Origin of the sequence: Acuticoccus sp. I52.16.1, assembly GCF_022865125.1 — a bacterium.
Lineage (GTDB): Bacteria > Pseudomonadota > Alphaproteobacteria > Rhizobiales > Amorphaceae > Acuticoccus.
On sequence record NZ_CP094828.1, the window covers coordinates 2,000,746 to 2,021,637 of the forward strand.

The window sequence follows — 20,892 nt, forward strand, 5'->3', positions numbered from 1 at the left end:
GACTGATGGAGCAGGGCCACCCCCATGGGCGCCGCCAGCACGCATGCGGGACGTCGTTGCGCCGCTCGGACGGGCCAGCGGAGCGGTCACGCCCTCGTGTTGCCGGGCTGCCCTCCGGCACGGCGGCGCCTACGTATGAAGGGACAGCAACGTCCCGAGGGCGCCCGCGATGGCCGATCACAGCCGGCTCGACGATTATCCATCCTTCGCCGATTTCGGCCGCGTCACCGACCCCACCCTCTATGCGGCGCTGCCCGACGGTTGGTTCGTCGGCCTGACGGACGTCGTCGATTCCACGCAGGCGATCCTCGCGGGGCGCTACAAGGCGGTCAACGTCGCCGGGTCGGCGGCGATCTCGGCGGTGATGAACCGGCTCGGCACGCCGCACTTTCCCTTCGCGTTCGGCGGCGACGGGTGCGCGTTCGCACTGCCGGCGCGCGACCGCGAGGCCGCCGAGCGCGCCCTCGCCGAGACGGCGGCCTGGGTGCGGGACGATCTCGGCCTCGAGCAGCGCGCGGCGATCGTGCCTGTGGCGGCGCTGCGGGCGGCGGCCAAGGACGTGCGGGTCGCGCTCTTCCGTCCCGCACCGCCGGTGGCCTACGCGATGTTCGACGGCGGCGGCGTCGCCGAGGCGGAGCGGTGGATGAAGGCCGGCCAGCACCGGGTGGCACCGGCCGCCCCCGGCTCCCGTCCGGACCTGACGGGCCTCTCGTGCCGCTGGCGGCCGATCGCGCCGCGGCACGGGGCGATGGTCTCGGTGATCGTGGTGCCGGGGCCACGCGGCGGGGTGGCGTTCCGCCAGGCGGTGGGCAGGATCATCGCCGTGCTGGGCGAGGCGGAGCGGTTCCAGCCGGTCGACGCGGCCGCGTTGCAGCCGGCGCTGCTGTCGCGCGGGATATGGCTGGAGGCGCTGGCGCGGCGCGGCGGCTGGGCGCGCCTCACCGAGGCGCTGGCGGTGGCGGCGCACAACGTGCTCGGCTGGGTGCTCTTCCGCACCGGGCTGCAACTCGGCGCCTTCAACCCCGCCAGCTACCGCGACGCGGTGGCCGACAACGCCGACTATCGCAAGTTCGGCGACGCGCTGCACCTGACGATCGACTGCGACCCCGCGCTGGAGGCCGAGCTGATGGCCGTGATCGACGCTGCCGAGAGCGACGGCGCGCTGGTTGCCGGCATCCACCGCCAGGACGCGGCGCTGATGACCTGCATCGTCCCCTCCTACCAGGACGACGGGCACTTCCACTTCGTCGACGGGGCGGGCGGCGGGTACGCCGCGGCCGCGGCCCAACTGACGCGCAAGCGCCTGGAGCTGGCCTGACCGGCTCCCCCGACCGACGCGGCCGGCGTCAGAAGAAGGACAGGTCGAGGTCGAAGAGCGTGGCGCCCTCGGCGGTGAAGGTATGCGTGCCCTCGCCGTCGACCGTGACCTCGAAGAGGCCGGCGCGACGGTCCGCCACCGCGATCTCGACGTCCTGCCGGTCGACGCCGATCCCGAACTGGATCTCGATCGTATCGCCCTGGGCACGGGTGAAGTCGGTGATGACGTCCTCGTTCATCGCGCCGAAGATCAGCAGGAAATGGTCGGCGCCGCCGTTGCCGGTCATCACGTCGGTATCGAAGACGTTCTGCGGCGCGAAGGGGCCCGCGCCGCCTAGGGTATCGTTCCCCGCACCGCCGACGAGCGTGTCGTCGCCGCCGTCGCCGTAGACCTCGTCGTCGCCGCGGCCGCCGTTCAGGAGGTCGTCGCCGCGTCCGCCGAGGATCACGTCGTCGCCGGCGCCGCCGCGCGCGGTGTCGTCGCCGGGGCCGCCCTCCAGGCTGTCGTCCTCGGCCCCGGCGGCGAGATAGTCGTCGCCGGCGTCGCCGAAGAGGCTGTCGACGCTGCGATCGGTGATGATGACGTCGCCGCCGGCGTTGCCGCGGATGACGGCGGTGTCCAACGAGGTGACGTTGGCGAGGAGGACCCTGTCGGAGCCCACGGTGCCGCGGAAGGTCAGGTTCTCGACGTTGACGACGATGGTCCCGTCGCTGACGACGATCGCCTGACCGTCGAGCAGCTCGATCGCGGCCGGCAGGCGCGGGGCGTCGCGGCCGAAGACCTTGAGCGCGGTGGGATGATCCGGCCGGCTGACGACGACGAAGTCGCCTTGGTCGACCTCCTCGCCCTCGCCCCCGTCGATGATGTCGCGGCCACCGACGGAGACGAGCGTGTCGTCGCCCAGCCCGCCGATGAGGACGTCGTCGTCGTGGTCGAAGAACTCGGCCTCGTTGAGCGAGCTGGGAACGACCCGGCCGCCGACGAGGAGGTCGCCGCCGGGGCCGCCGTCCAGCCAGTCGCGGCCATGGTCGCCGATGACGATGTCGTCGCCACCACGGGCGATGAGGACGTCGGCATCGGTGGTGCCGACGAGCGAATCGAAAAAGTCGAAGCCGAACTTGATGGCCAAGCGCGCCTCCTCTCGGGATGAATCGGTCAAAGATCGGCGGCGCGGTGCCGCGGGTAAGCCGCGACTCCAACGACCGAATATGAAATCGGTGCGCGAAAATCGAGAAGTTCCGGCCCGCATGTTCCAGTTTTCGCGCAAGATTAAAATACGCTCGGCATCAACTCTCTCGTGAATGTGATGCGGGGACGGCCGACGTGATCGGGCCGCAGCGTGCGAGCCGGGGTCTAACGACTTCGTCAGGAATTAAGTTGTAGGCTGGGGCACGGACGGGCCGGTCGCGCGGGTGGCGCGCGGGGCCCTCTTTGTCGAGTGGGAGACGTGTGTGATGAACCGCATCGTGATCGGCGCCGCCGCCTTTGTGGCGCTCGGCGGAATGGCCGCGGCCGACGGCTTCGGCGACACGCAACTCAGCTATCGCGACGGGATCGTCTACGACGACGATCTGGTGCCGGGGCGCGGACCGAACGCGTCCTACGACGGCGGCGACCAGTACGAACCGGTGGCGCGCGGCACATACGGCGTGACCTACGGCACGCTGGAGCGCACGCGGCGCGACCCGTCGCCCGACCTCATCGGCCCGGACGGGCGGCTCCGGGGGCGCTGAGGCCCCCGTTTCCTAGACGGCGCCCTTCCCTATTCGGCGGCCTCGACGACCTCCGTCGCCTCGGCCATCGCGCCGGCGAGTTCGGCGTCCAGCACGTCGAGCGCGGCGTCGGGCGCGGCGGTGACGCGGATGCAGCGGTTCTGCGGCGCCACGAACGGCATGCGCACGAAGACGCCGCGGGCCGAGAGCGCGGCGACGAGCGCGCGGGCGACGGTGCCGTCACGCCCGGTGTCGAGGGCGACGAAGTTGGTGGCGCTGGGGAGCGCGGTGAGCCCGTGCGCGGCGGCGATGGCGCCGATGCGCACCTTCGCGGCGTCGACCTCGGCCAGCATGTGGCGCAACCACGCCTGGTCGTGCAGCGCGGCGAGCGCGGCGACCTGGGCGATGCGGTTGACGCCGAAGTGGTTGCGCACCTTGTCGAACGCGGTGGCCATCTCCGGCGTGGTGACCGCGTAGCCGACGCGCAGGCCCGCCAGCCCGTAGGCCTTGGAGAATGTGCGCAGGCGGATGAGGCGCGGGTGCTCCAGCATCATCGGCATCTGCGCCGCGGCGGGCGCGAACTCGACGTAGGCCTCGTCGAGCACCAGGACGGCATGGTCGGGGAGCCGGTCGATCATCGCGGCGAGCCGGTCGGCGTCGTGCCAGGTGCCCATGGGGTTGTCGGGATTGGCGAGATAGACGAGCGCGGCCCTCTCACGGTGGGCGGCCTCGACGAGGGCGTCGGGGTCCTCGTGGTCGCCGGCATAGGGCACGGTGACGAGCCGGCCGCCGAAGCCGTTCACGTGGTAGTTGAAGGTGGGATAGGCGCCGGCGGAGGTGACGACGGCGGTCCCGTCGGTCACGAAGAGGCGGGCGATCACCTGCAGGATGCCGTCGATCCCCTCGCCGACGCCGATGCGCGCGGGGGAAATGCCGTAGTGCGCGCCGAGCGCCTGCTTCAGCTCGAAATTCTCCGGGTCGCCGTACTGCCAGGCGTCGGGCCCGGCGGCGGCGATCGCCTCGGCGACCTGCGGCGAGGCCCCGAAGGCGTTCTCGTTGGCGCCGATGCGCGCACGGAAGGCGGCGCCGCGGGCACGCTCCTGCGCTTCGGGTCCGACGAAGGGGACGGTGGAGGGCAGCGCTGCCGCAAGGGGTGTCAAGGGAAGCATCGGGGGCCTCGAATGCGGGTTGGGCCGGAGTTGGCGAGGCCGCCGAGCGCGCGACGGCCGAGATGCGAAAAAGGCGGCCCACCAGGGGACCGCCGACAGAGGCCGGTCGGAACCGGCCGCACATGCCCGAAGGATCGGCCCGAAGAGGCCGTCAGCCGCCGCGGGCCACCGCCGGAGCGACGGCCCGCGGCGACCCGTCAGTAGCGGTACTGGTCGGTCTTGAACGGACCCTCGGCGCCGACGCCGATGTAGTCGGCCTGCTCGGCGGAGAGCTTGGTCAGCTTGGCACCCAGCTTGGCGAGGTGCAGCTCGGCGACCTTCTCGTCGAGGTGCTTGGGCAGCACGTAGACCTTGTTCTCGTAGGCGCCGCCGTTGTTCCAGAGCTCGATCTGGGCCAGCGTCTGGTTCGAGAACGAGGCCGACATCACGAACGAGGGGTGACCCGTCGCGTTGCCGAGGTTCACGAGGCGGCCCTCGGAGAGGAGGATCATCCGCTTGCCGTCCGGGAACTCGATGAGGTCCACCTGCGGCTTCACGTTCTTCCACTTCATGTTCTTCAGGCCGGCGACCTGAATCTCGTTGTCGAAGTGGCCGATGTTGCAGACGATCGCCATGTCCTTCAGCGCGCGCATGTGGTCGACCGTGAGGACGTCCTTGTTGCCCGTCGCGGTGACGACGATGTCGGCACGCGGGGCAGCGTCCTCGAGGGTGACGACCTCGAAGCCGTCCATGGCTGCCTGGAGGGCGCAGATCGGGTCGATCTCGGTCACCAGAACGCGGGCGCCGGCACCGGCGAGCGAGGCGGCCGAGCCCTTGCCGACGTCACCGTAGCCGGCGACGATGGCGACCTTGCCGGCCATCATGACGTCCGTGCCGCGGCGGATGGCGTCCACCAGCGACTCGCGGCAGCCGTACTTGTTGTCGAACTTCGACTTCGTGACCGAGTCGTTGACGTTGATCGCCGGGAACGCCAGCTCGCCGCGCTTCTCCATCTGGTAGAGACGCAGAACGCCCGTGGTCGTCTCCTCGGAGACACCCTTGATGGCCTTCTTGCAGCGCGAATAGAACGTCGGGTCCTTGGCGATGCGCTTCTTGATGGTGGCGAAGAGGTACTCCTCCTCCTCGTTCCCCGGCTTGGCGAGCACGGAGGGATCGGTCTCGGCCTTGGAGCCGAGCATGACGAGCATGGTGGCATCGCCACCGTCGTCGAGGATCATGTTGCAGGTCTCGCCGTTGCCCCAATCGAGGATCTGGTCGGCGTATTCCCAATACTCCTCCAGCGTCTCGCCCTTGACGGCGAAGACGGGGGTGCCGGAGGCGGCGATGGCGGCCGCGGCGTGGTCCTGCGTGGAGTAGATGTTGCAGGACGCCCAGCGCACGTCGGCGCCCAGCGCGACCAGCGTCTCGATGAGGACGGCGGTCTGAATGGTCATGTGGAGGGAGCCCGCAATGCGCGCGCCCTTCAGCGGCTGCGCAGCGCGGTTCTCCTCGCGCACGGCCATGAGGCCGGGCATCTCGACTTCGGCGATCTCGATCTCGGTGCGACCGTAGTCGGCGAGGCCGATATCCTTGACGATGTAGTCGGTCGCGGGAGCGGTGTCTGCGAGGGCCATGTGGATTCCTTGTCCTTCCGTTGACGGGTCTATATGGCGCCCGGCGCTTCGGATCAAGGATATAAAGATATCGTTATTCCAGCATGGCTCAGGATTTGCGGTAGCGGCGCGCCAGGTAGAGGACGTCGCGCTTGCGCAATCCCTTGTGCAGGACCGAGCCTTTGACCCCGGCGAACTCCTGCAACACGCGGCCCGCCCAGCGGTAGCGGGCGAGGCGGGCGCGCTTGTCGCCGTCGGTCGCGTCGAGCGCGGCGACGACGCCGGCGGTGAGGTCCGTCTCGGCGACCTTTTCGAGGCGCGGCACGGCGAACGCGGTGTCCAGCGCGGGGAGCATCGCGGGGTTGCGCATGTCGGCCCAGGTGAATGTGCCGCCGGGCTTCAGGACGCGCGCCACCTCCCGCGCGAAGGCCGGCACGTCGGCGTAGCAGTGCGAGGACTCGATGTTGACGACGACGTCGAAGCTCGCGTCGGCGAACGGCAGCGCCTCCGCGTCGCCGACCTCGTAGGTGAGGTTCGGCACGTCGGCATGGAAGCGGCGGGCGCGCTTGACGGCGGTGGACGAGAAGTCGGCGCCGACGACGGCGGCGGGGGCGAAGGTGCGGGCGATGTAGGCCGCCCCGCCGCCACGGCCGCTGCCCACCTCCAGCACGCGGGCGCCGGCGAGCGGCAACCCCTCGACCGCCTGATGATAGAGGCCGATGAAGGCGCGGTTGGGCTCGTCCTCCGCCGCCAGCGGCACCGGATCCGGCGGCAGGTAGCCGTAGTTCATGAAGGCGAAGGCGCGCTCGGAGGAGATCAGCGAGATCGCCTGGTACCAGCGCTTCCAGATGAACTTGAGCGTCTTGGGATATTCGCCCCGCTCGGCCGCCCGCAGGACGCGGTTGAAGGCGCGGCTCACGCGGCGGACACGGGCTGGGGCAGGTGCGCGGTCTCCAGCATCTTGTCGAGCCGCGCGCGGCCGGCCTGGAGCAGCCTCGCGTCTTCCGGCGCGATGGGATTGTAGAACGGCAGGAAGTAGCGCAGCAGGCCGGAGGAAGTGCGGCGCAGCAGGCCCGGCCGCACGAACAGCAGCCAGACGATGCGCCCGTAGAGCTTGGGCCCACGCTTGCGCCCGTTGGCGACGGCGATCGCGACCGTGTGGCGGATCCACAGCCGGTAGAAGAGCGCCAGCACGCCGGCCATCGCCGCGGTGCGCATGACGTAGCGCTGGATGCCGGACATCTGCGGGGTGGCGGCGGTCAGGACGTGCGGGGCGACGGCCGAGTGCTCCAGCTCCTCGACCGCATGCCAGATCCAGAGGCACCCGTAGTGGTCGGCCGACTGGTCGAACAGGTCCGGCGTCTTCAGCATCATCTTGGAGGTGCCGTAGGTGATCTGCTCGATGGCGCAGGTGACGAGGAGGCGGTCGATCGGGCGCTTCACCCGGCCGAGCACCTTGCGCACGGTCTCCTCCATCCCGTCGATGTCGTAGCCGAGCGAGCGCAGGGCGACGTTGTAATCCTCGTGCTCGCGGGTGTGGTACGCCTCCTGGACGGAGTAACCCTTGATCTCCGCCTTCAGCTCGGGATCGTCGAGTTGCGGCGCATAGTGGCGCAGTGAGCGGATGAAGAACCGCTCCCCCTCCGGCAGGAAGATCGAGAAGGCGTCGACGGCCGCGGATTTGACGAGGTCGTCGTCGAACCATCGGCGCTGCGGATCGCCGGAGATGCCGAAGCGGAGGTTGCGTGCGATGATGTCCATGAGGCCCCCGGATCGCGGTGCGCACGCCCCCCTGCGAAGCTCGCGGCGAAGGACCGACACCGTTGCGCCGTGGCCGCCGGGCTCGTCAGGTTGACTGCGGCATTGGGCGGGCCGCGTGTCGCCAGCGGCGGCCCCGCACGGTCTCGCTGTACCATGGCCGTCGAATGGCTAAAACCGCGCGGTCGGCGCAATGCTGCCCTGCGTGTAGCGCATAATGCAGCCCGCCGTGAAGAGGCGGCGGGCACGGCCCGTCATTGCGAGGACGGAACCTCGGGCGTCTCGCCGTCGGGCGCGGTGGGCGCTTCGGCGACGGTGTCCCCGGTGTCCGGCTCGGCCGCGATCTCGAGGTCGGCGATGCGCCGCTGGAGGCTTTCCAGGCGCAGGTCGTAGTCGAGGAAACGGGCGTCGTAGTCGGCGAAGCGGGCGTTGTAGCTCGCTTGCAGCTCCTGCACGGAGATCGGCTCGTCGGTCTGCGAGGCGGGGGCGGGGATCGCTTCGTCCGGGTTCGGCTCGGCGGTCGCGGCCTCGACCGCGTCGGCGGTCGCCTCGGCCTCGGCCTCTTCGCTGGGCGTGACGGCCTCGGCGGCGACCGGTTCTTTCGGCTGCGCGGCGGGCGTGTCGGGCGCGGTGGGGGGCGCGGCTTCTTCGCCGGCCGCGGGCTCGGCCTGGACCTGCGCGAGGTCGGCGGACGGCTGCGGGATGTCGTCGCCGAGCCGAGAGGCAGCGAGCTCGGCGATGGTCGCGGGCTCGTCGTCCGGGACGGTCTGCGCACCGGCGGCGGCCACGGCGAGCCCGGCGGCACCCACGACGGCGGCGATCAAGCGGATCATTGCGTTCCTCACGATACGTCGCATTGCTAACGCGCTCGTGAAGGAACGGTTCCGCGGGTCGTCACGATCGTCAGAGCTGCGAGTGCACCATGTGCAGCACGGAGATGCGGCGCATCGCCTCGTCGTGGTCGGCGGGCTCCATCTCGGCCGCTTCCTTCTGCGCCGCCTCGATCATCGCCGTCATCGAACCGGCCGACAGCTCGCTGATCGGGGTCGCAGACTCGGCCAGCACCGTGCAGGTGACGCCGTTCATGTCGCAGAAGCCGCCGTCGATGAAGAGCTTTTCGCCGGCGGCGCCACCGCCGGTCACTTCCAAGATGCCGGGATCGAGGAGGGCCAGCAGGGGCGCGTGGCCGGCCATGACCTGGAACTCGCCCTCTGCACCGGGGAGCTTCACCGCCTCGACTTCGCCGGAGAAGAGGAGCCGCTCGGGGGAGACGATCTCGAAGGGGAAGGTGGCCATCAGGACTCAGCCTTAGCGTTGATCTGTTCTGGGGTCTGAAGGCCCGTTCCGCAGAACGGGCAATACAGCACGGGCCGGTCGAAAAAACCGAGGCCGCCGGGGGTGGGGAGGGTCGCCACGACCATCGTCAGCACCCCGTCATCGTCGACGAACAGCGCCGGCTCGGCCCCCTCGCCGGGGCCCGCGAGGACCTCGGCGAGGGATGCGCAGCACGGTGTGTCCGCCGCGGCCACTTACGCGGCTTCGGCGAGTTCCTGCGCCTTCTCGATCGCCTCGTCGATCGTGCCGACCATGTAGAAGGCCTGCTCGGGCAGATCGTCGTAGTCGCCGTTCACCAGGCCCTTGAAGGCCTTGATGGTGTCGGCCAGCTCGACGAAAACGCCCGGCTTGCCGGTGAACACTTCGGCGACGTGGAAGGGCTGCGAGAAGAACCGCTCGATCTTGCGGGCGCGGGCGACGGTGAGCTTGTCCTCTTCCGACAGCTCGTCCATGCCCAGGATCGCGATGATGTCCTGCAGCGACTTGTAGCGCTGGAGGATCTGCTGCACCTCACGCGCGGTGTTGTAGTGCTCCTCGCCGATGATCTGCGCGGAGAGCATGCGCGACGTGGAGTCGAGCGGATCCACGGCCGGGTAGATGCCCTTTTCGGCGATCGACCGGTTCAGCGTGGTCGTCGCGTCCAGGTGGGCGAACGAGGTGGCCGGCGCCGGGTCGGTCAGGTCGTCGGCCGGCACGTAGATCGCCTGCACGGACGTGATCGAGCCCTTGGTGGTGGTGGTGATGCGCTCCTGCAGGGCGCCCATGTCGGTCGCCAGCGTCGGCTGATAGCCCACCGCCGAAGGGATACGGCCCAGAAGCGCCGACACCTCGGAACCCGCCTGCGTGAAGCGGAAGATGTTGTCGACGAAGAAGAGCACGTCCTGGCCCTGATCGCGGAAGTTCTCGGCGATCGTCAGGCCCGACAGCGCGACGCGGGCGCGGGCGCCGGGGGGCTCGTTCATCTGACCGTAGACCAGGGCGCACTTGGAGCCCTCGCCGCCGCCCGGCTTGTTCACGCCGGACTCGATCATCTCGTGGTAGAGGTCGTTGCCCTCGCGGGTCCGCTCACCGACGCCGGCGAACACGGAATAACCGCCGTGCGCCTTGGCGACGTTGTTGATGAGCTCCTGGATCAGCACGGTCTTGCCGACGCCGGCACCGCCGAACAGGCCGATCTTGCCACCACGGGCGTACGGGGCGAGCAGGTCGACGACCTTGATGCCCGTGACCAGGATCTCGGCGTCGGTCGACTGCTCGGTGTAGGCCGGGGCGGGGGCGTGGATCGGCCGCGTCTCGGTGTGCGGGATCTCGCCGGCCTCATCGATCGGCTCGCCGATCACGTTCATGATCCGGCCGAGCGTGCCGGGACCGACGGGCATCTCGATCGGCATGCCGGTATCGGACACGGGCGTGCCGCGGGACAGGCCCTCGGTCGCGTCCATGGCGATGCAGCGCACGGTGTTCTCGCCGAGGTGCTGGGCAACCTCGAGCACGAGCATCTGCCCGTTGTTGTCCGTGTGGAGCGCGTTCAAAATGGAGGGCAGATGCTCCGTGAACTTCACGTCCACGACGGCGCCCATGACTTGGGTAACTTGTCCGGTAGCTTCAGCCATATCCTCTGCCTTCGCGCGTTCGTCGCGCGCTTCTTAACCGGTGGTGCGCTATTGTCCAGTACAACGGCGACCTTAAGGGTGACGTCCTGAGAAGAAAACGGGGTGGGGGGCGACAATCGCGCCGATCATGAGACTTCTGCCTGTCGCATCTCGCGAATGAAAGGCCTCACGCGTTTTTTGTCCTGCGGCAGCGCCCAGGCGAAGATGCCCGGCAGCCGTCCTGCACGGCGATAACCGAGCGCCTCGAGGAATTCGTCGCACTGACGCTTCTTGTCTTCGACGAGGATGACCGGCTTGCAGCGCTCGATCGTCGCACGTGCGCCGGCGAGGGCGGCCATCTCGTGGCCCTCGACGTCGAGCTGAAGCACCGAGAGGTCGGCGATTGCGTAGGCGTCGATGGTGGTCAGCATCGTCGGCTGCCCGCGCTCGGAGATCGTCGACGCGCCGCCGCGGTGACCTTTTTCGCCGGTGTCGATGTAGGCGACGTCGATCCGCTCGCCCAGGCCGGCATTGGTGAGGAGCACGTTGGCGAGGCCGTTGGCCTCCACGCACTGCTTGGCGAGCACGTAATTTTCCAGCACCGGCTCGAACGCGTAGACGCGGCCGGGGCAGGCCTTGGAGAAGGACGGCAGCATATCGCCGAAGAACGTCCCGGCGTGCACCATGTCGCCGGGCCGGTCGGCGAAGAGCTTGGCGACGAGCGCGTGCGTCATCGGCTCGAAATGTCGCCCGTCGAGCACGCATTTCGAGGCCGGGCGGCCGGCGGCGTAGGCCGGGACGAAGTGCGTCTCGGCGCCGACCTTGGCCGGGCGGTAGGCGACCGAGTAGGCCGCAGTGTCGCCGGTGGTCTTGCGGCCCACCTTCTCGGCTTGCGCGCTCATGACGGGCGCCGGGCGCCGGCCGGGCGCGCCCGCACCACGGGAGCATTGGTCGCCTCGAAGATGCGGTTCTTCTCCCAGGCGCCGACCTCCTGGTAGCCCGCCTTGGGGAACGACTGGGCCAGCCACTCGGCGGTGGTGCGCCGCCCCTCGATGACGAGCTTGGGATGGAAGCGGCGGACCAGCCGGCCGGCACCGCGCAGCGCCTGGCGCTCGAATCCCTCGATGTCGAGGTGGATGACGGAGACCTTGCGGCCGCGCTCGACCAGCTCGTCGACCCGCACCACGTCGACCTCGATGTAGCCCTCGTCCTCCGCGCTCGCACGGGCGTTGAGCGCACTCTGCGCGGCGGCGGGCTCGTCCTTGTCGAAGTCGTGCACGCGTAAGGGGAGCTTGTTGGGCTTGTTGCCGACCGCGACCTGGTGGAGGCGCACATTCGCCAGCTTGTTCAGCTCGATGGTGCGGCGACATGCCTCATGACACAGCGGGTTCGGCTCGAACGTGTGGACCAGCTTGCCCGGCGCCAGCGCCTTGGAGATCGCCGGCAGGAAGTCGCCGATGAAGGCGCCGCCGGTGACCACGTCGCCATCGGCGGCATGGTCGCAGATGTACTTGATGGTTTGCGGCTCGTAGACCTTGCCGCGGGCGAGCACCTTCGGCAGCACGCGCATGTGGTACGACTTCGGCACGGCGTAGGCGCCGTACTCGTTTTTCATGATCTCGAAGTCGTCGTCCGTGTGCATCCAACGCTCTCGTCGCGCGGTTCGCGGCGCGGTCGCGGGGTCTCGGGGGCCGGGTCGTGTCGAAATCGGCGGCGCGCAGGCGAACGCCGCACCGTTGGCCGGCGCGGCCACGCCCCCGACGGATCGGGGGCGGTGTGCCTCAGAGCGACTCGGCGCCGGAGATGATTTCGATCAGCTCCGTCGTGATCTGCGCCTGGCGGGTCCGGTTGAACTCGAGGGTCAGGCGGTCGATCATGTCGCCGGCGTTGCGCGTCGCATTGTCCATCGCGGTCATGCGGGCGCCCTGCTCGGAGGCGTCGTTCTCCAGGAGCGCGCGGAAGATCTGCACGCGGATGTTGCGCGGGACCAGCGCCTGGAGGATCTCGGCCGCGCTGGGCTCGTACTCGTAGACGCCGCCGCCCTCGGCTTGCAGCTCGGTGTCCTCGTCCTCGCCGATGATCGGCGCGGCGGGGATCAGCTGCTGCCCGGTCGGCACCTGGCTGATGACGTTCTGGAACGCCGAATAGTAGACGGTCGCGACGTCGAACTCGCCGGCTTCGAAGCGGCTGACGACCTTGTCGGCCACCAGGTGCGCCTCGGCGAACGAGATCTTGCGGATCGACTTGAAGTCGACCAGCTCGACGATCCTGTCACGGTAGCCGCGCTTGAGGATGTCGAAACCCTTGCGGCCGACGCAGAGGAACTGGACGTCCTTGCCGGCCAGCATGAGGTTCTGCGCGTCGGCCAGCGCCTTCTTGACGATGGACGAGTTGAAGCCGCCCGCGAGACCGCGGTCCGCCGTGCAGACCACCAGGAGGTGGCGCTGGTCGGACCCGGTGCCGGTCATCAAGATCGGTGCGTCCGGATCGCCTTCGGTGAGCTGCGCGAGGTTGGCCAGCACCGCCGCCATGCGCTCGGCATAGGGGCGCGCGGACTCCGCCGCCTCCTGCGCCTTGCGCAGTTTGGCGGCGGCGACGAGCTGCATCGCCTTGGTGATCTTCTGCGTCGCCTTGACGGAGGCGATGCGGACTTTGAGGTCCTTCAGAGACGCCATTATGAATTCCCGGTGTCGGCGGCGGGCTTACGCAGCCTTCGCCGGCGCCTCTTGGCTCTTGAACTGCTTGGTGTAGCCCTCGACGATGGACTTCAGCTTCTCGGTCAGCTCGTCGGTCAGCTGCTTCTTGTCCCAGATGCCTTCCAGCACGTCCTTGTGCTGGCCGCGCATCAGGGAGAGCAGGCCCTCCTCGTAGGCACCGACCTTGTTGACCGGCACTTCGTCGAGGTAGCCGTTCACGCCGGCGTAGATCACCGCGACTTGCTCCTGCGTGGTCAGCGGCGAGAACTGCGGCTGCTTCAGGAGCTCGGTCAGGCGGGCACCGCGGGCGAGCAGGCGCTGCGTCGCGGCGTCGAGGTCGGAGCCGAACTGGGCGAAGGCGGCCATCTCGCGGTACTGGGCGAGCTCGCCTTTGATCTTGCCCGCGACCTGCTTCATCGCCTTGATCTGGGCCGAGGAGCCCACGCGCGACACCGAGAGGCCGACGTTCACCGCCGGACGGATGCCCTGGTAAAAGAGGTCCGTCTCGAGGAAGATCTGGCCGTCGGTGATCGAGATCACGTTGGTCGGGATGAAGGCCGACACGTCGTTGCCCTGCGTCTCGATGACCGGGAGGGCGGTCAGCGAACCGTTGCCGGCCTCGTCGCCCATCTTGGCGGCGCGCTCGAGCAGGCGGGAGTGCAGGTAGAAGACGTCGCCCGGGTAGGCTTCACGGCCCGGCGGGCGGCGCAGCAGCAGCGACATCTGGCGGTAGGCGACGGCCTGCTTGGAAAGGTCGTCGTAGCCGATCACGGCGTGCTTGCCGCTGTCGCGGAAGAATTCGCCCATGGCGGTGCCGGTGAACGGGGCCAGGAACTGCATCGGCGCCGGGTCCGAGGCGGTCGCGGCGATGACGATCGAGTAGGGCAGCGCGCCGGACTCTTCGAGCACCTTCACGAACTGCGCGACGGTCGAGCGCTTCTGACCGACGGCGACGTAGATGCAGTAGAGCTTGTTGGCTTCGTCGTTTGCGTCGTGGATCGGCTTCTGGTTGAGGAAGGTGTCCAGGATGATCGCCGACTTGCCGGTTTGACGGTCGCCGATGATCAGCTCGCGCTGGCCGCGGCCGATCGGGATCAGCGCGTCCACCGCCTTGAGGCCGGTCGACATCGGCTCGTGCACGGACTTGCGCGGGATGATGCCCGGCGCCTTCACGTCCACACGGCGGCGCTCTTCGTACTGGATCGGGCCCTTGCCGTCGATCGGGTTGCCGAGCGCATCGACCACGCGGCCGAGGAGGCCCATGCCGACCGGCGCGTCGACGATGGCGCCGGTGCGCTTGACGGTCTGCCCTTCGGTGATGCTGCGGTCGTCGCCGAACACCACGATACCGACGTTGTCGACCTCGAGGTTCAGCGCCATGCCGCGGGTGCCGTCCTGGAACTCGACGAGTTCGCCGGCCTGCACCTTGTCGAGGCCGTAGACACGGGCGATGCCGTCACCGATGGACAGCACCTGGCCGACCTCGGAAACTTCGACGTCATTGCCGAAGTTGGCGATTTGGTCTTTCAGGATGGCCGAAATTTCGGCGGCGCGAACGTCCATCTTATGCGGCTTCCTTCATGGCCTGGCGCATCCCCTGGAGGCGGGTGCGCACGGAAGTATCGATCATCTGACTGCCGAGGCGAACGATCAAGCCGCCGATGAGCGACGGGTCGACGATCGTCTCGAGTTTCATGGTGCCGCCGGTCTTCTCCGACAGCACCCGGCGCAGCGTCTCGAGCTGCTCGTCGTTCAAGGGTTCGGCGCTGGTGACGACCGCGAGCGTCTCGCCGCGGTGCTTGGCCATCAGGTCGCCGTACGCCTTCAACATGTCCGGCAAGGCGAAGAGGCGGCGGTTCCGGGCCGTCAACTTGGCGAAATTCGCCACGAGGCCGGACACGCCGTGCGACTGCATCACCGCGTCCAGGGCGCGGATCTGATCCTCCGCCTTGAAGACGGGGCTCTCCAGAAGTCGCCGCAGATCATCGCTTTCGCTGATCATCTGGCGAAGTGTGGTCACATGGGACTCGACGTCATCGAGCGCGTTTTGATCGCGCGCGAGGTCGAACAACGCGGATGCATAGCGTTCAGCGACGCCTGATGATTCGGATGTAGCCAAGGCGCTCTTTCTGGTGTTCGTCTTGCCCGTGGGGGGACAGCGGCGCGCTTAGCATACGCGTATTTGGGGCGCAACGTCGGCGGGCCGCGTAAAGCCATCGAACCGGCCGCCGGGGGCGAGGTTTTTGTTCCGCAAAGGTGACCGGCGCCCGCCCTCCCCGACCAGAACCGCCCCGAACGCCGCCCGCGACGGCAAAACGCCCGGCCGACACGAAGGTCGACCGGGCGAAGGCCGTCGCGCGCAATGCCGCGGCTCGGATCGGCGGCGGTGCCGCCCGTCAGACCGCCGAGCGGGCGCTGACGTCGTCGTTGGCCACCGTGCCGATGAACGCGTCGATACTGCCCGACAGGTCGTTGCTCGACGCCTGTAGCGCCTTCGAGAGCTGGTTGACGCTCGTCGCCACCTGGCGCGTCTCGCCCACCTTGTTCTCGACGCCCTGAACGTTGTCCGCGACGCCCGTGGTCTGCGCCGACACCTCGTTGACGTTGCGCGAGATCTCGCCCAGCGCCGCCGACTGCTCCTCGACCGCCGCCGCGACCGCCGCGGAGTTGCCGTTCACCTCCGCGATCGAGCTGGAGATCAGGCCGATCGCCTGGACCACCTCGTCCACCTCGCTGGAGACGTGGCCGATGACGCGGCCGATGTCCTCGGTCGCCTTGGCCGTCTGGTCGGCGAGCTGCTTCACCTCGTGGGCGACGACCGCGAAGCCCTTGCCGGCATCGCCGGCCCGCGCCGCCTCGATCGTGGCGTTGAGGGCGAGAAGGTTGATCTGCCCGGCGATGCCGTTGATCAGGTCCACCACCTGGTGGATCTCGTCCGAGCGTTCCTTGAGGCCGTTGACCTTCGCCGTCGCCGTCTCGGTGGCGTCGGTGGTCGTCTGCGTCAGGTTGGAGACGTTCTGGAGCTGGCCGGAGATGTCGTGGATCGAGGCGGTCATCTCCTCGACCGCGGCGGCCACGCCCTTCACGCTGAGCCCGGTCGCCATCGCCGCGTCGTTCACGGTGCGGGTGTAGCTGTAGCTCGCGCCCACCACGTCGTCGAGCGAGGTGGCCGCGCCGTCGAGCTTGATGCCCGCCTCGGACAGCTGCGCCAGAAGCTGGCTCGACTGGCCGCGGAAGCCGCGCACCGCCTCGGTGATCTCCTCGGCGCGGCGCGCCTTCTCCTCGGCCTCGCGCTTGTGCTCGGCCTCGACCTCCTCGTTGTGCTCGCCCTGCTCGCGGAACACCTCCAGCGCGCGGGCCATCTCGCCGATCTCGTCGCCCCGCGTCGTGCCCTCGATCTCGACCGACCAGTCGTGGTCCTTGAGGCGCCCGGTGGTCTCCGCCAGGCGCTTCACCGGCAGTGCGACGCCGAGCCGCATGACGATGGCCATCACCATCGAGACGACCAGGATGACGACCGCCGACCCGAGCGAGCCGTACATCAGGAACTTCAGGTCGCGCAGCTGGTACTCGCGCTGCATCGTCAGGGCGCGGCCGGACTCGCTGCTGATCTTGGCGAAGCCGCGGTCGATGTCGCTCCACAGGCGCTGATTGAGGACCGACAACTCGCGCAGGCGCGCCATGTCGAAGGTCAGCGGATCGGTCATCTCGTCGAGCTGGGTCTCGGCGACCTCGCTGCGCCACTGTTCCAGCAGCCGCGCCAGCGTGCTGACGTCGCCGGACAGGTCCGCGCCGGGGTCGACCACGCGCGACAGGTCCCGCTGCGCCGCGTCGGACCGGGCGAAGCCGCCTTCCACCCGCTCGGCGTTGGTGACGTCGCCGCTGTTGATGTACGCCAGCAGCGCCGCGTGCGTGTCGGACGCGGCGCGGTGCCAGGCGTCGACCAGCTCCAGCTGTTCGGACCGGCGGCCGCTCTCTTCGAGCCCGTTCACCACTTTCAGCGACTCGTACAGGATGAATCCGGCCGACAGCATCGTCACCGCGATGATGCCGGCGAACGCGACCCAGAGCTTTTTCGAAATCGAGAGATTGGCCATCATCGCTTGAACGCCCGCCGCTGAAGTTCCGTGAGATTGAGTTCGATCGTGACCGCGCCGATCGGCTTGCCGGTATCCGGATCGTTCACGGTCATGTTGAGCTGTGCCCGCCAGGTGCGGGTGTCCTCGTGCCACTCCGCCTCGTCGACGAAGATCGCCTCCGGGCCGATGAGGAAGGTCTTCTGCCACTTGCCCTCGTCACCCTGCCAATAGTCGGAGGTGATGCTCGACTGGCCGACGTTGAGGCCGTAGGCATCCATGACGAAGATCTCGCTGTAGAGACCGATCGAGCGCGCCTGTACGCGCGTCAGATAGGTCGACAGCGGGCTGGACATCGTCGCCGCGATGAGGGGCTTGCGCGCCGTCTTGCGCTCCGCCCGCCACACCTCGTCGAGCGCTTCGATCTCCTGCTGGGTGAAGCCACGCCGCTTCTCGTTCTGCATCTTGACCGACATCGCGACCAGCGGATTGGCCAGGAACTGGCGCGCATCGGCGATGACCTGCTCGGTGATGAGCGACGCCGTGAGCCCCTTCTCCACCTCGACCGCCCCAGCCGTCGATCCCGTCGCGAGCCATGTGCTCGCCAAGATCGACAGTGCGGTCGCGCAAGCGAGTGTTGTTTGACGCAAGGCGCCCTCCTTTTAACTGGTGCTGTTCAGTGGCTCTGGCAGGTTCCGCACACGCCAAGACCGAACGCCAAGCGTAAAAGTAGTGCGCGCACCTTTCTCGGGGCTTCCGAGAGGCGTGTATTCAGCTTTGCGAAACTGAATGGACTTGGGCCGAACCCCGCGACGCGCGGACGATCACCCTCGAACGACCGAAGACGGACCCGCGACGACGGTGCACGCCCGGCCGCGTACCGGCGCGGCGTGAGCTCGCCCCGGCGCATCGTGCGGGCCGATGGGCCCCGCGGCGGGAGAGTCACAAACTAGACTCCGGAGCGCACTCGGGCGTTGCCTGCCCGTTCGGACAGCCTGGGGCCGGGCTTGCCCGCGCGCCGCTCAGCCGCGCGGCGGGGCCTCGACCTTCACCGCCGGGCCGCCGGCGCGGCGGGCGGGCGGCGCGCGACGGCGCCACAGGCGGCCGTCGATCACCGACAGGCCGAGGATGATGAGGCCGAGGCCGGCGAGCTGGAAGACCGTGACCGTCTCGTCCAGGAGGAGGACGCCGCTCATCAGCGCCACGACCGGGATCAGCACCGTCACCAGCATCGCGTTCATGGCTCCGGCGCGTGCGATGATCGCGAAATAGAGGATGTAGGCGAGCGCGGTACCCAGCACCGCGAAGGCCACCACCGCGGCCCACACCGTCCCGCTCGGCACGGGCAGCGTGAACGGAGCGTCGACGATCAGCGCCGCCGGCACCAGGATCAGCGAGGCCGACAGGGTCTGTCCCGCGCTGAGGAGCACCGGGTGCAGCGCGAACCGCCCCAGCCCCCGCGCGAACACCGAGGCGAAGGCATAGGAGAGCGCCGCCCCCAGGACCGCCACCTTCGCCCAGACGGCGCCGCCCAGGTCGTCGAGCACGCTGGGCCCGACGATCACCACGACCCCGGCGATGCCCAGGACGATGCCGATCACGCGCGGCGCGGTCAGCCGTTCGTCGGGCAGGAGGGCGCCGGCAATGAAACCGGTGAAGAGCGGCGTCGTGCCGATCAGCACCGCGGCCATCCCCGAGGTGATCGCGGTCTGCCCCCAGACGATGAGCGCGAACGGGATCACGTTGTTGACGATCCCCATCGCCCCCAGCGACAGCCACGCCGCCCGCGACGTCGGCAGCGCGATCCGCATCACCGCGACGACGCCCCACAGGCACACGGTGGCCAGCGCGACGCGCAGCGCGACGACGGTCAGCACCGGCAGTTCGGTCAGCGCGATCTCGGCGAAGGGGAAGGAGAGCCCCCACACCAGCGCGAGGCCGACGAGCATCGCCCACGCGAGACCGTCCATGCGCGTCGCCGTCGCCATCGCAGCTTCCTTCTGGCCGTATCAGAGCCGCTCGCGCACCGGGGCGAGACACGTCTCGGGGAGGACTTCGTGGATAAAGTGCCCTTCGCCGGCGACCTGTACCACCGTCACGCCGAGTTCGGCATCAAGCCGCCGGACATCCGCCGCCGCCAGCACGCTCGACTGCTCCGGATCCCCGGCGATCAGCGTGACCGGGACGTCGAGCGCGGCGAGGCAGGCGACCGGGTCGAACCCGGCGCCGATCGACAGGTCGATCAGGCCGTCGAGGACGCGGCTGTCGAACGTGGCGAGCTGACGGCCCCGGCGCCGCACCGCCTCGGGGCCGAACCGTTCGGCGAGGCTGACGCGGCCGTGGCCGGAGCCCCAGCCCGCGACCTCGGCCGCCCACGCCTCGGCCGAGTAGCCGGCGAACGGCCCCTCCATCTGCTCCTTGAGGCGGATGAAGCCACGGTAGAAGGCGCGCCGCTCGGTCCGTGCCGGATCGAAGGCGAAGAGCGGCGGATCCTCCAGCACCAGCGCGCGGATCGCCCCGGGCCGCTGCGCCGCCAACGCCAGCGCGACGCACCCGCCCAGCGAGTGGCCGTAGAGGATCGGCGGCGGCCCCGGCGGCAGCCGGATCGCTTCGGCCATGCGCATGATCCGATAGGGCGCGGTGCGCGGCCCGTCGCCGTGGCCGGGGAGATCGAGCGCCAGGGTCGGCACGTCGAGCGCGGCGGCGAGCTCGTCGAAGTCGAAGCGGTCGCGGGTGACGGCGTGGAGGAAGACGACCTGCGGCGCCCGCTCGGTGCCGGGGCCGGTGCCGGCGGTCATCGCCGCGGCGCCCCGGCGTCGAGCCGCTGGACCGCCGCGGTCAGTGCCCGCACCTCCTCGCGCAGCGCCTTCACGTCGTGCGCCACGTGGGTCTGCTCCTCCATCATGGCACTGCGGCTGGCGGCCGCCTCCTGCTCCACGTCCTGCTGCATGCCCGAGACGATGATACCGATGAAGAGGTTCAGCACCGCGAACGTCGTCACCATGATGAACGGCACGAAGAAGGCCCACGCATAGGGGTGCACCTCCATGACCGGCCGCACGATGCCCATCGACCAGGACTCCAGCGTCATGATCTGGAACAGCGAGTAGGCCGAGGTGCCGATCGAGCCGAACCACTCCGGAAAGGTCGCCCCGTAAAGCGAGGTCGCCATCACCGAGAACACGTAGAAGATGATGACCATCAGCAGGATGATGGACGCCATGCCCGGCAGCGCCGCCACCAGCCCGCCGACCACGCGGCGCAGGGTCGGCACCACCGAGATGAGGCGCAGCACCCGCAGGATCCGCAGCGCCCGCAGCACCGAGAAGCCGCGCGAGGTCGGCAGCAGCGCGATCGCCACGACGAAGAAGTCGAACAGGCTCCAGGGGTCGGTGAAGAAGCGCAGGCGGAAGGCGTAGATCCGCAGGAGGATCTCCACCGTGAACACCGCGAGGATGATGCCGTCGACGACCTCCAGCAGCGGGCCGACGGTGGCCATCGCCCGCGAGGACGTCATCAGGCCGAGGATGATCGCGTTCACCACGATCAGGCTGACGATGAAGATCTCCCACCGGCGCGAGAGGAGGAGGCTTTGGAGGGGCTGCTGCAACGGAGGTCTCCGCACGTTGATCGGAGCCGTCGTT

At 69.1% G+C, this 20,892-nt stretch carries 21 protein-coding genes; 2 read left to right on the forward strand and 19 right to left on the reverse strand.

The features are described from left to right. Positions 1–169: 169 nt before the first annotated feature. A complete protein-coding gene (locus MRB58_RS08940; protein WP_244781369.1) occupies positions 170–1,318 on the forward strand; it encodes a DUF3095 domain-containing protein in 1,149 nt (382 codons plus the stop codon). Positions 1,319–1,346: 28 nt separating this feature from the next. Here MRB58_RS08940 and MRB58_RS08945 read toward each other — a convergent pair whose 3' ends face one another. After that, positions 1,347–2,447: a calcium-binding protein gene (locus tag MRB58_RS08945; RefSeq protein WP_244781370.1), complete on the reverse strand. Its 1,101-nt coding sequence runs from the start codon at positions 2,445–2,447 to the stop codon at positions 1,347–1,349. A gap of 325 nt (positions 2,448–2,772) precedes the next feature. On the opposite strand from MRB58_RS08945, the gene MRB58_RS08950 reads away from it, so the two are divergent. Further along, positions 2,773–3,051, forward strand: coding sequence for a hypothetical protein (locus MRB58_RS08950; protein ID WP_244781371.1), 279 nt, complete (start codon positions 2,773–2,775; stop codon positions 3,049–3,051). A 29-nt stretch (positions 3,052–3,080) separates the two neighbouring features. On the opposite strand, the gene MRB58_RS08955 is transcribed toward MRB58_RS08950, so the two are convergent. The 18 genes from MRB58_RS08955 to MRB58_RS09040 all read right to left on the reverse strand — a co-directional run bounded on the left by MRB58_RS08955 (position 3,081) and on the right by MRB58_RS09040 (position 20,858). Next, entirely contained in the window at positions 3,081–4,199 is a 1,119-nt protein-coding gene (locus MRB58_RS08955; protein WP_244781372.1) for a pyridoxal phosphate-dependent aminotransferase, read from the reverse strand. Between the two features lie 197 nt (positions 4,200–4,396). Then, a complete protein-coding gene (ahcY, locus tag MRB58_RS08960; protein ID WP_244781373.1) occupies positions 4,397–5,812 on the reverse strand; it encodes an adenosylhomocysteinase in 1,416 nt (471 codons plus the stop codon). Between the two features lie 88 nt (positions 5,813–5,900). Then, a complete protein-coding gene (locus MRB58_RS08965) occupies positions 5,901–6,710 on the reverse strand; it encodes a class I SAM-dependent methyltransferase (RefSeq protein ID WP_244781374.1) in 810 nt (269 codons plus the stop codon). Next, positions 6,707–7,552, reverse strand: a complete 846-nt coding sequence (locus MRB58_RS08970; RefSeq protein ID WP_244781375.1) for a metal-dependent hydrolase — start codon at positions 7,550–7,552, stop codon at positions 6,707–6,709. The genes MRB58_RS08965 and MRB58_RS08970 overlap by 4 nt, the downstream gene beginning before the upstream one ends. A gap of 251 nt (positions 7,553–7,803) precedes the next feature. Next, positions 7,804–8,382 (reverse strand): hypothetical protein, encoded by a 579-nt coding sequence (locus MRB58_RS08975; RefSeq protein WP_244781376.1) that lies wholly within the window; start codon positions 8,380–8,382, stop codon positions 7,804–7,806. A 70-nt stretch (positions 8,383–8,452) separates the two neighbouring features. After that, positions 8,453–8,845, reverse strand: coding sequence for an ATP synthase F1 subunit epsilon (gene atpC, locus MRB58_RS08980; RefSeq protein WP_244781377.1), 393 nt, complete (start codon positions 8,843–8,845; stop codon positions 8,453–8,455). Further along, positions 8,845–9,078, reverse strand: a complete 234-nt coding sequence (locus MRB58_RS08985) for a hypothetical protein (protein WP_244781378.1) — start codon at positions 9,076–9,078, stop codon at positions 8,845–8,847. The genes atpC and MRB58_RS08985 overlap by 1 nt, the downstream gene beginning before the upstream one ends. Further along, positions 9,079–10,497: a F0F1 ATP synthase subunit beta gene (gene atpD / locus MRB58_RS08990; RefSeq protein WP_244781379.1), complete on the reverse strand. Its 1,419-nt coding sequence runs from the start codon at positions 10,495–10,497 to the stop codon at positions 9,079–9,081. It lies immediately after the preceding gene. Between the two features lie 125 nt (positions 10,498–10,622). Continuing rightward, complete coding sequence (locus tag MRB58_RS08995; RefSeq protein ID WP_244781380.1) at positions 10,623–11,378, reverse strand: FkbM family methyltransferase; 756 nt, start codon at positions 11,376–11,378, stop codon at positions 10,623–10,625. Continuing rightward, positions 11,375–12,118 carry an FkbM family methyltransferase gene (locus MRB58_RS09000; protein ID WP_244781381.1) on the reverse strand — a complete coding sequence of 248 codons (744 nt, stop codon included), beginning with the start codon at positions 12,116–12,118 and terminating at the stop codon, positions 11,375–11,377. Before MRB58_RS09000 ends, MRB58_RS08995 begins: the two co-directional genes overlap by 4 nt. 139 nt (positions 12,119–12,257) lie before the next feature. Beyond that, positions 12,258–13,151, reverse strand: coding sequence for a F0F1 ATP synthase subunit gamma (locus MRB58_RS09005; RefSeq protein WP_244781382.1), 894 nt, complete (start codon positions 13,149–13,151; stop codon positions 12,258–12,260). A 27-nt stretch (positions 13,152–13,178) separates the two neighbouring features. Beyond that, on the reverse strand, positions 13,179–14,735 hold the full coding sequence (gene atpA, locus MRB58_RS09010) for a F0F1 ATP synthase subunit alpha (protein ID WP_244781383.1): 1,557 nt from the start codon (positions 14,733–14,735) through the stop codon (positions 13,179–13,181). Position 14,736: 1 nt separating this feature from the next. Next, positions 14,737–15,291, reverse strand: a complete 555-nt coding sequence (locus MRB58_RS09015) for a F0F1 ATP synthase subunit delta (RefSeq protein ID WP_244781384.1) — start codon at positions 15,289–15,291, stop codon at positions 14,737–14,739. Between the two features lie 277 nt (positions 15,292–15,568). Then, complete coding sequence (locus MRB58_RS09020; RefSeq protein WP_244781385.1) at positions 15,569–17,272, reverse strand: methyl-accepting chemotaxis protein; 1,704 nt, start codon at positions 17,270–17,272, stop codon at positions 15,569–15,571. After that, positions 17,269–17,898 carry a hypothetical protein gene (locus tag MRB58_RS09025; protein ID WP_244781386.1) on the reverse strand — a complete coding sequence of 210 codons (630 nt, stop codon included), beginning with the start codon at positions 17,896–17,898 and terminating at the stop codon, positions 17,269–17,271. The genes MRB58_RS09020 and MRB58_RS09025 overlap by 4 nt, the downstream gene beginning before the upstream one ends. Positions 17,899–18,270: 372 nt before the next feature. Further along, a complete protein-coding gene (locus tag MRB58_RS09030; protein ID WP_244781387.1) occupies positions 18,271–19,236 on the reverse strand; it encodes a DMT family transporter in 966 nt (321 codons plus the stop codon). A gap of 21 nt (positions 19,237–19,257) precedes the next feature. Next, positions 19,258–20,046, reverse strand: a complete 789-nt coding sequence (locus MRB58_RS09035) for an alpha/beta fold hydrolase (protein ID WP_244781388.1) — start codon at positions 20,044–20,046, stop codon at positions 19,258–19,260. Continuing rightward, positions 20,043–20,858 (reverse strand): ion transporter, encoded by an 816-nt coding sequence (locus MRB58_RS09040; RefSeq protein WP_244781389.1) that lies wholly within the window; start codon positions 20,856–20,858, stop codon positions 20,043–20,045. Before MRB58_RS09040 ends, MRB58_RS09035 begins: the two co-directional genes overlap by 4 nt. Positions 20,859–20,892: the final 34 nt, after the last annotated feature.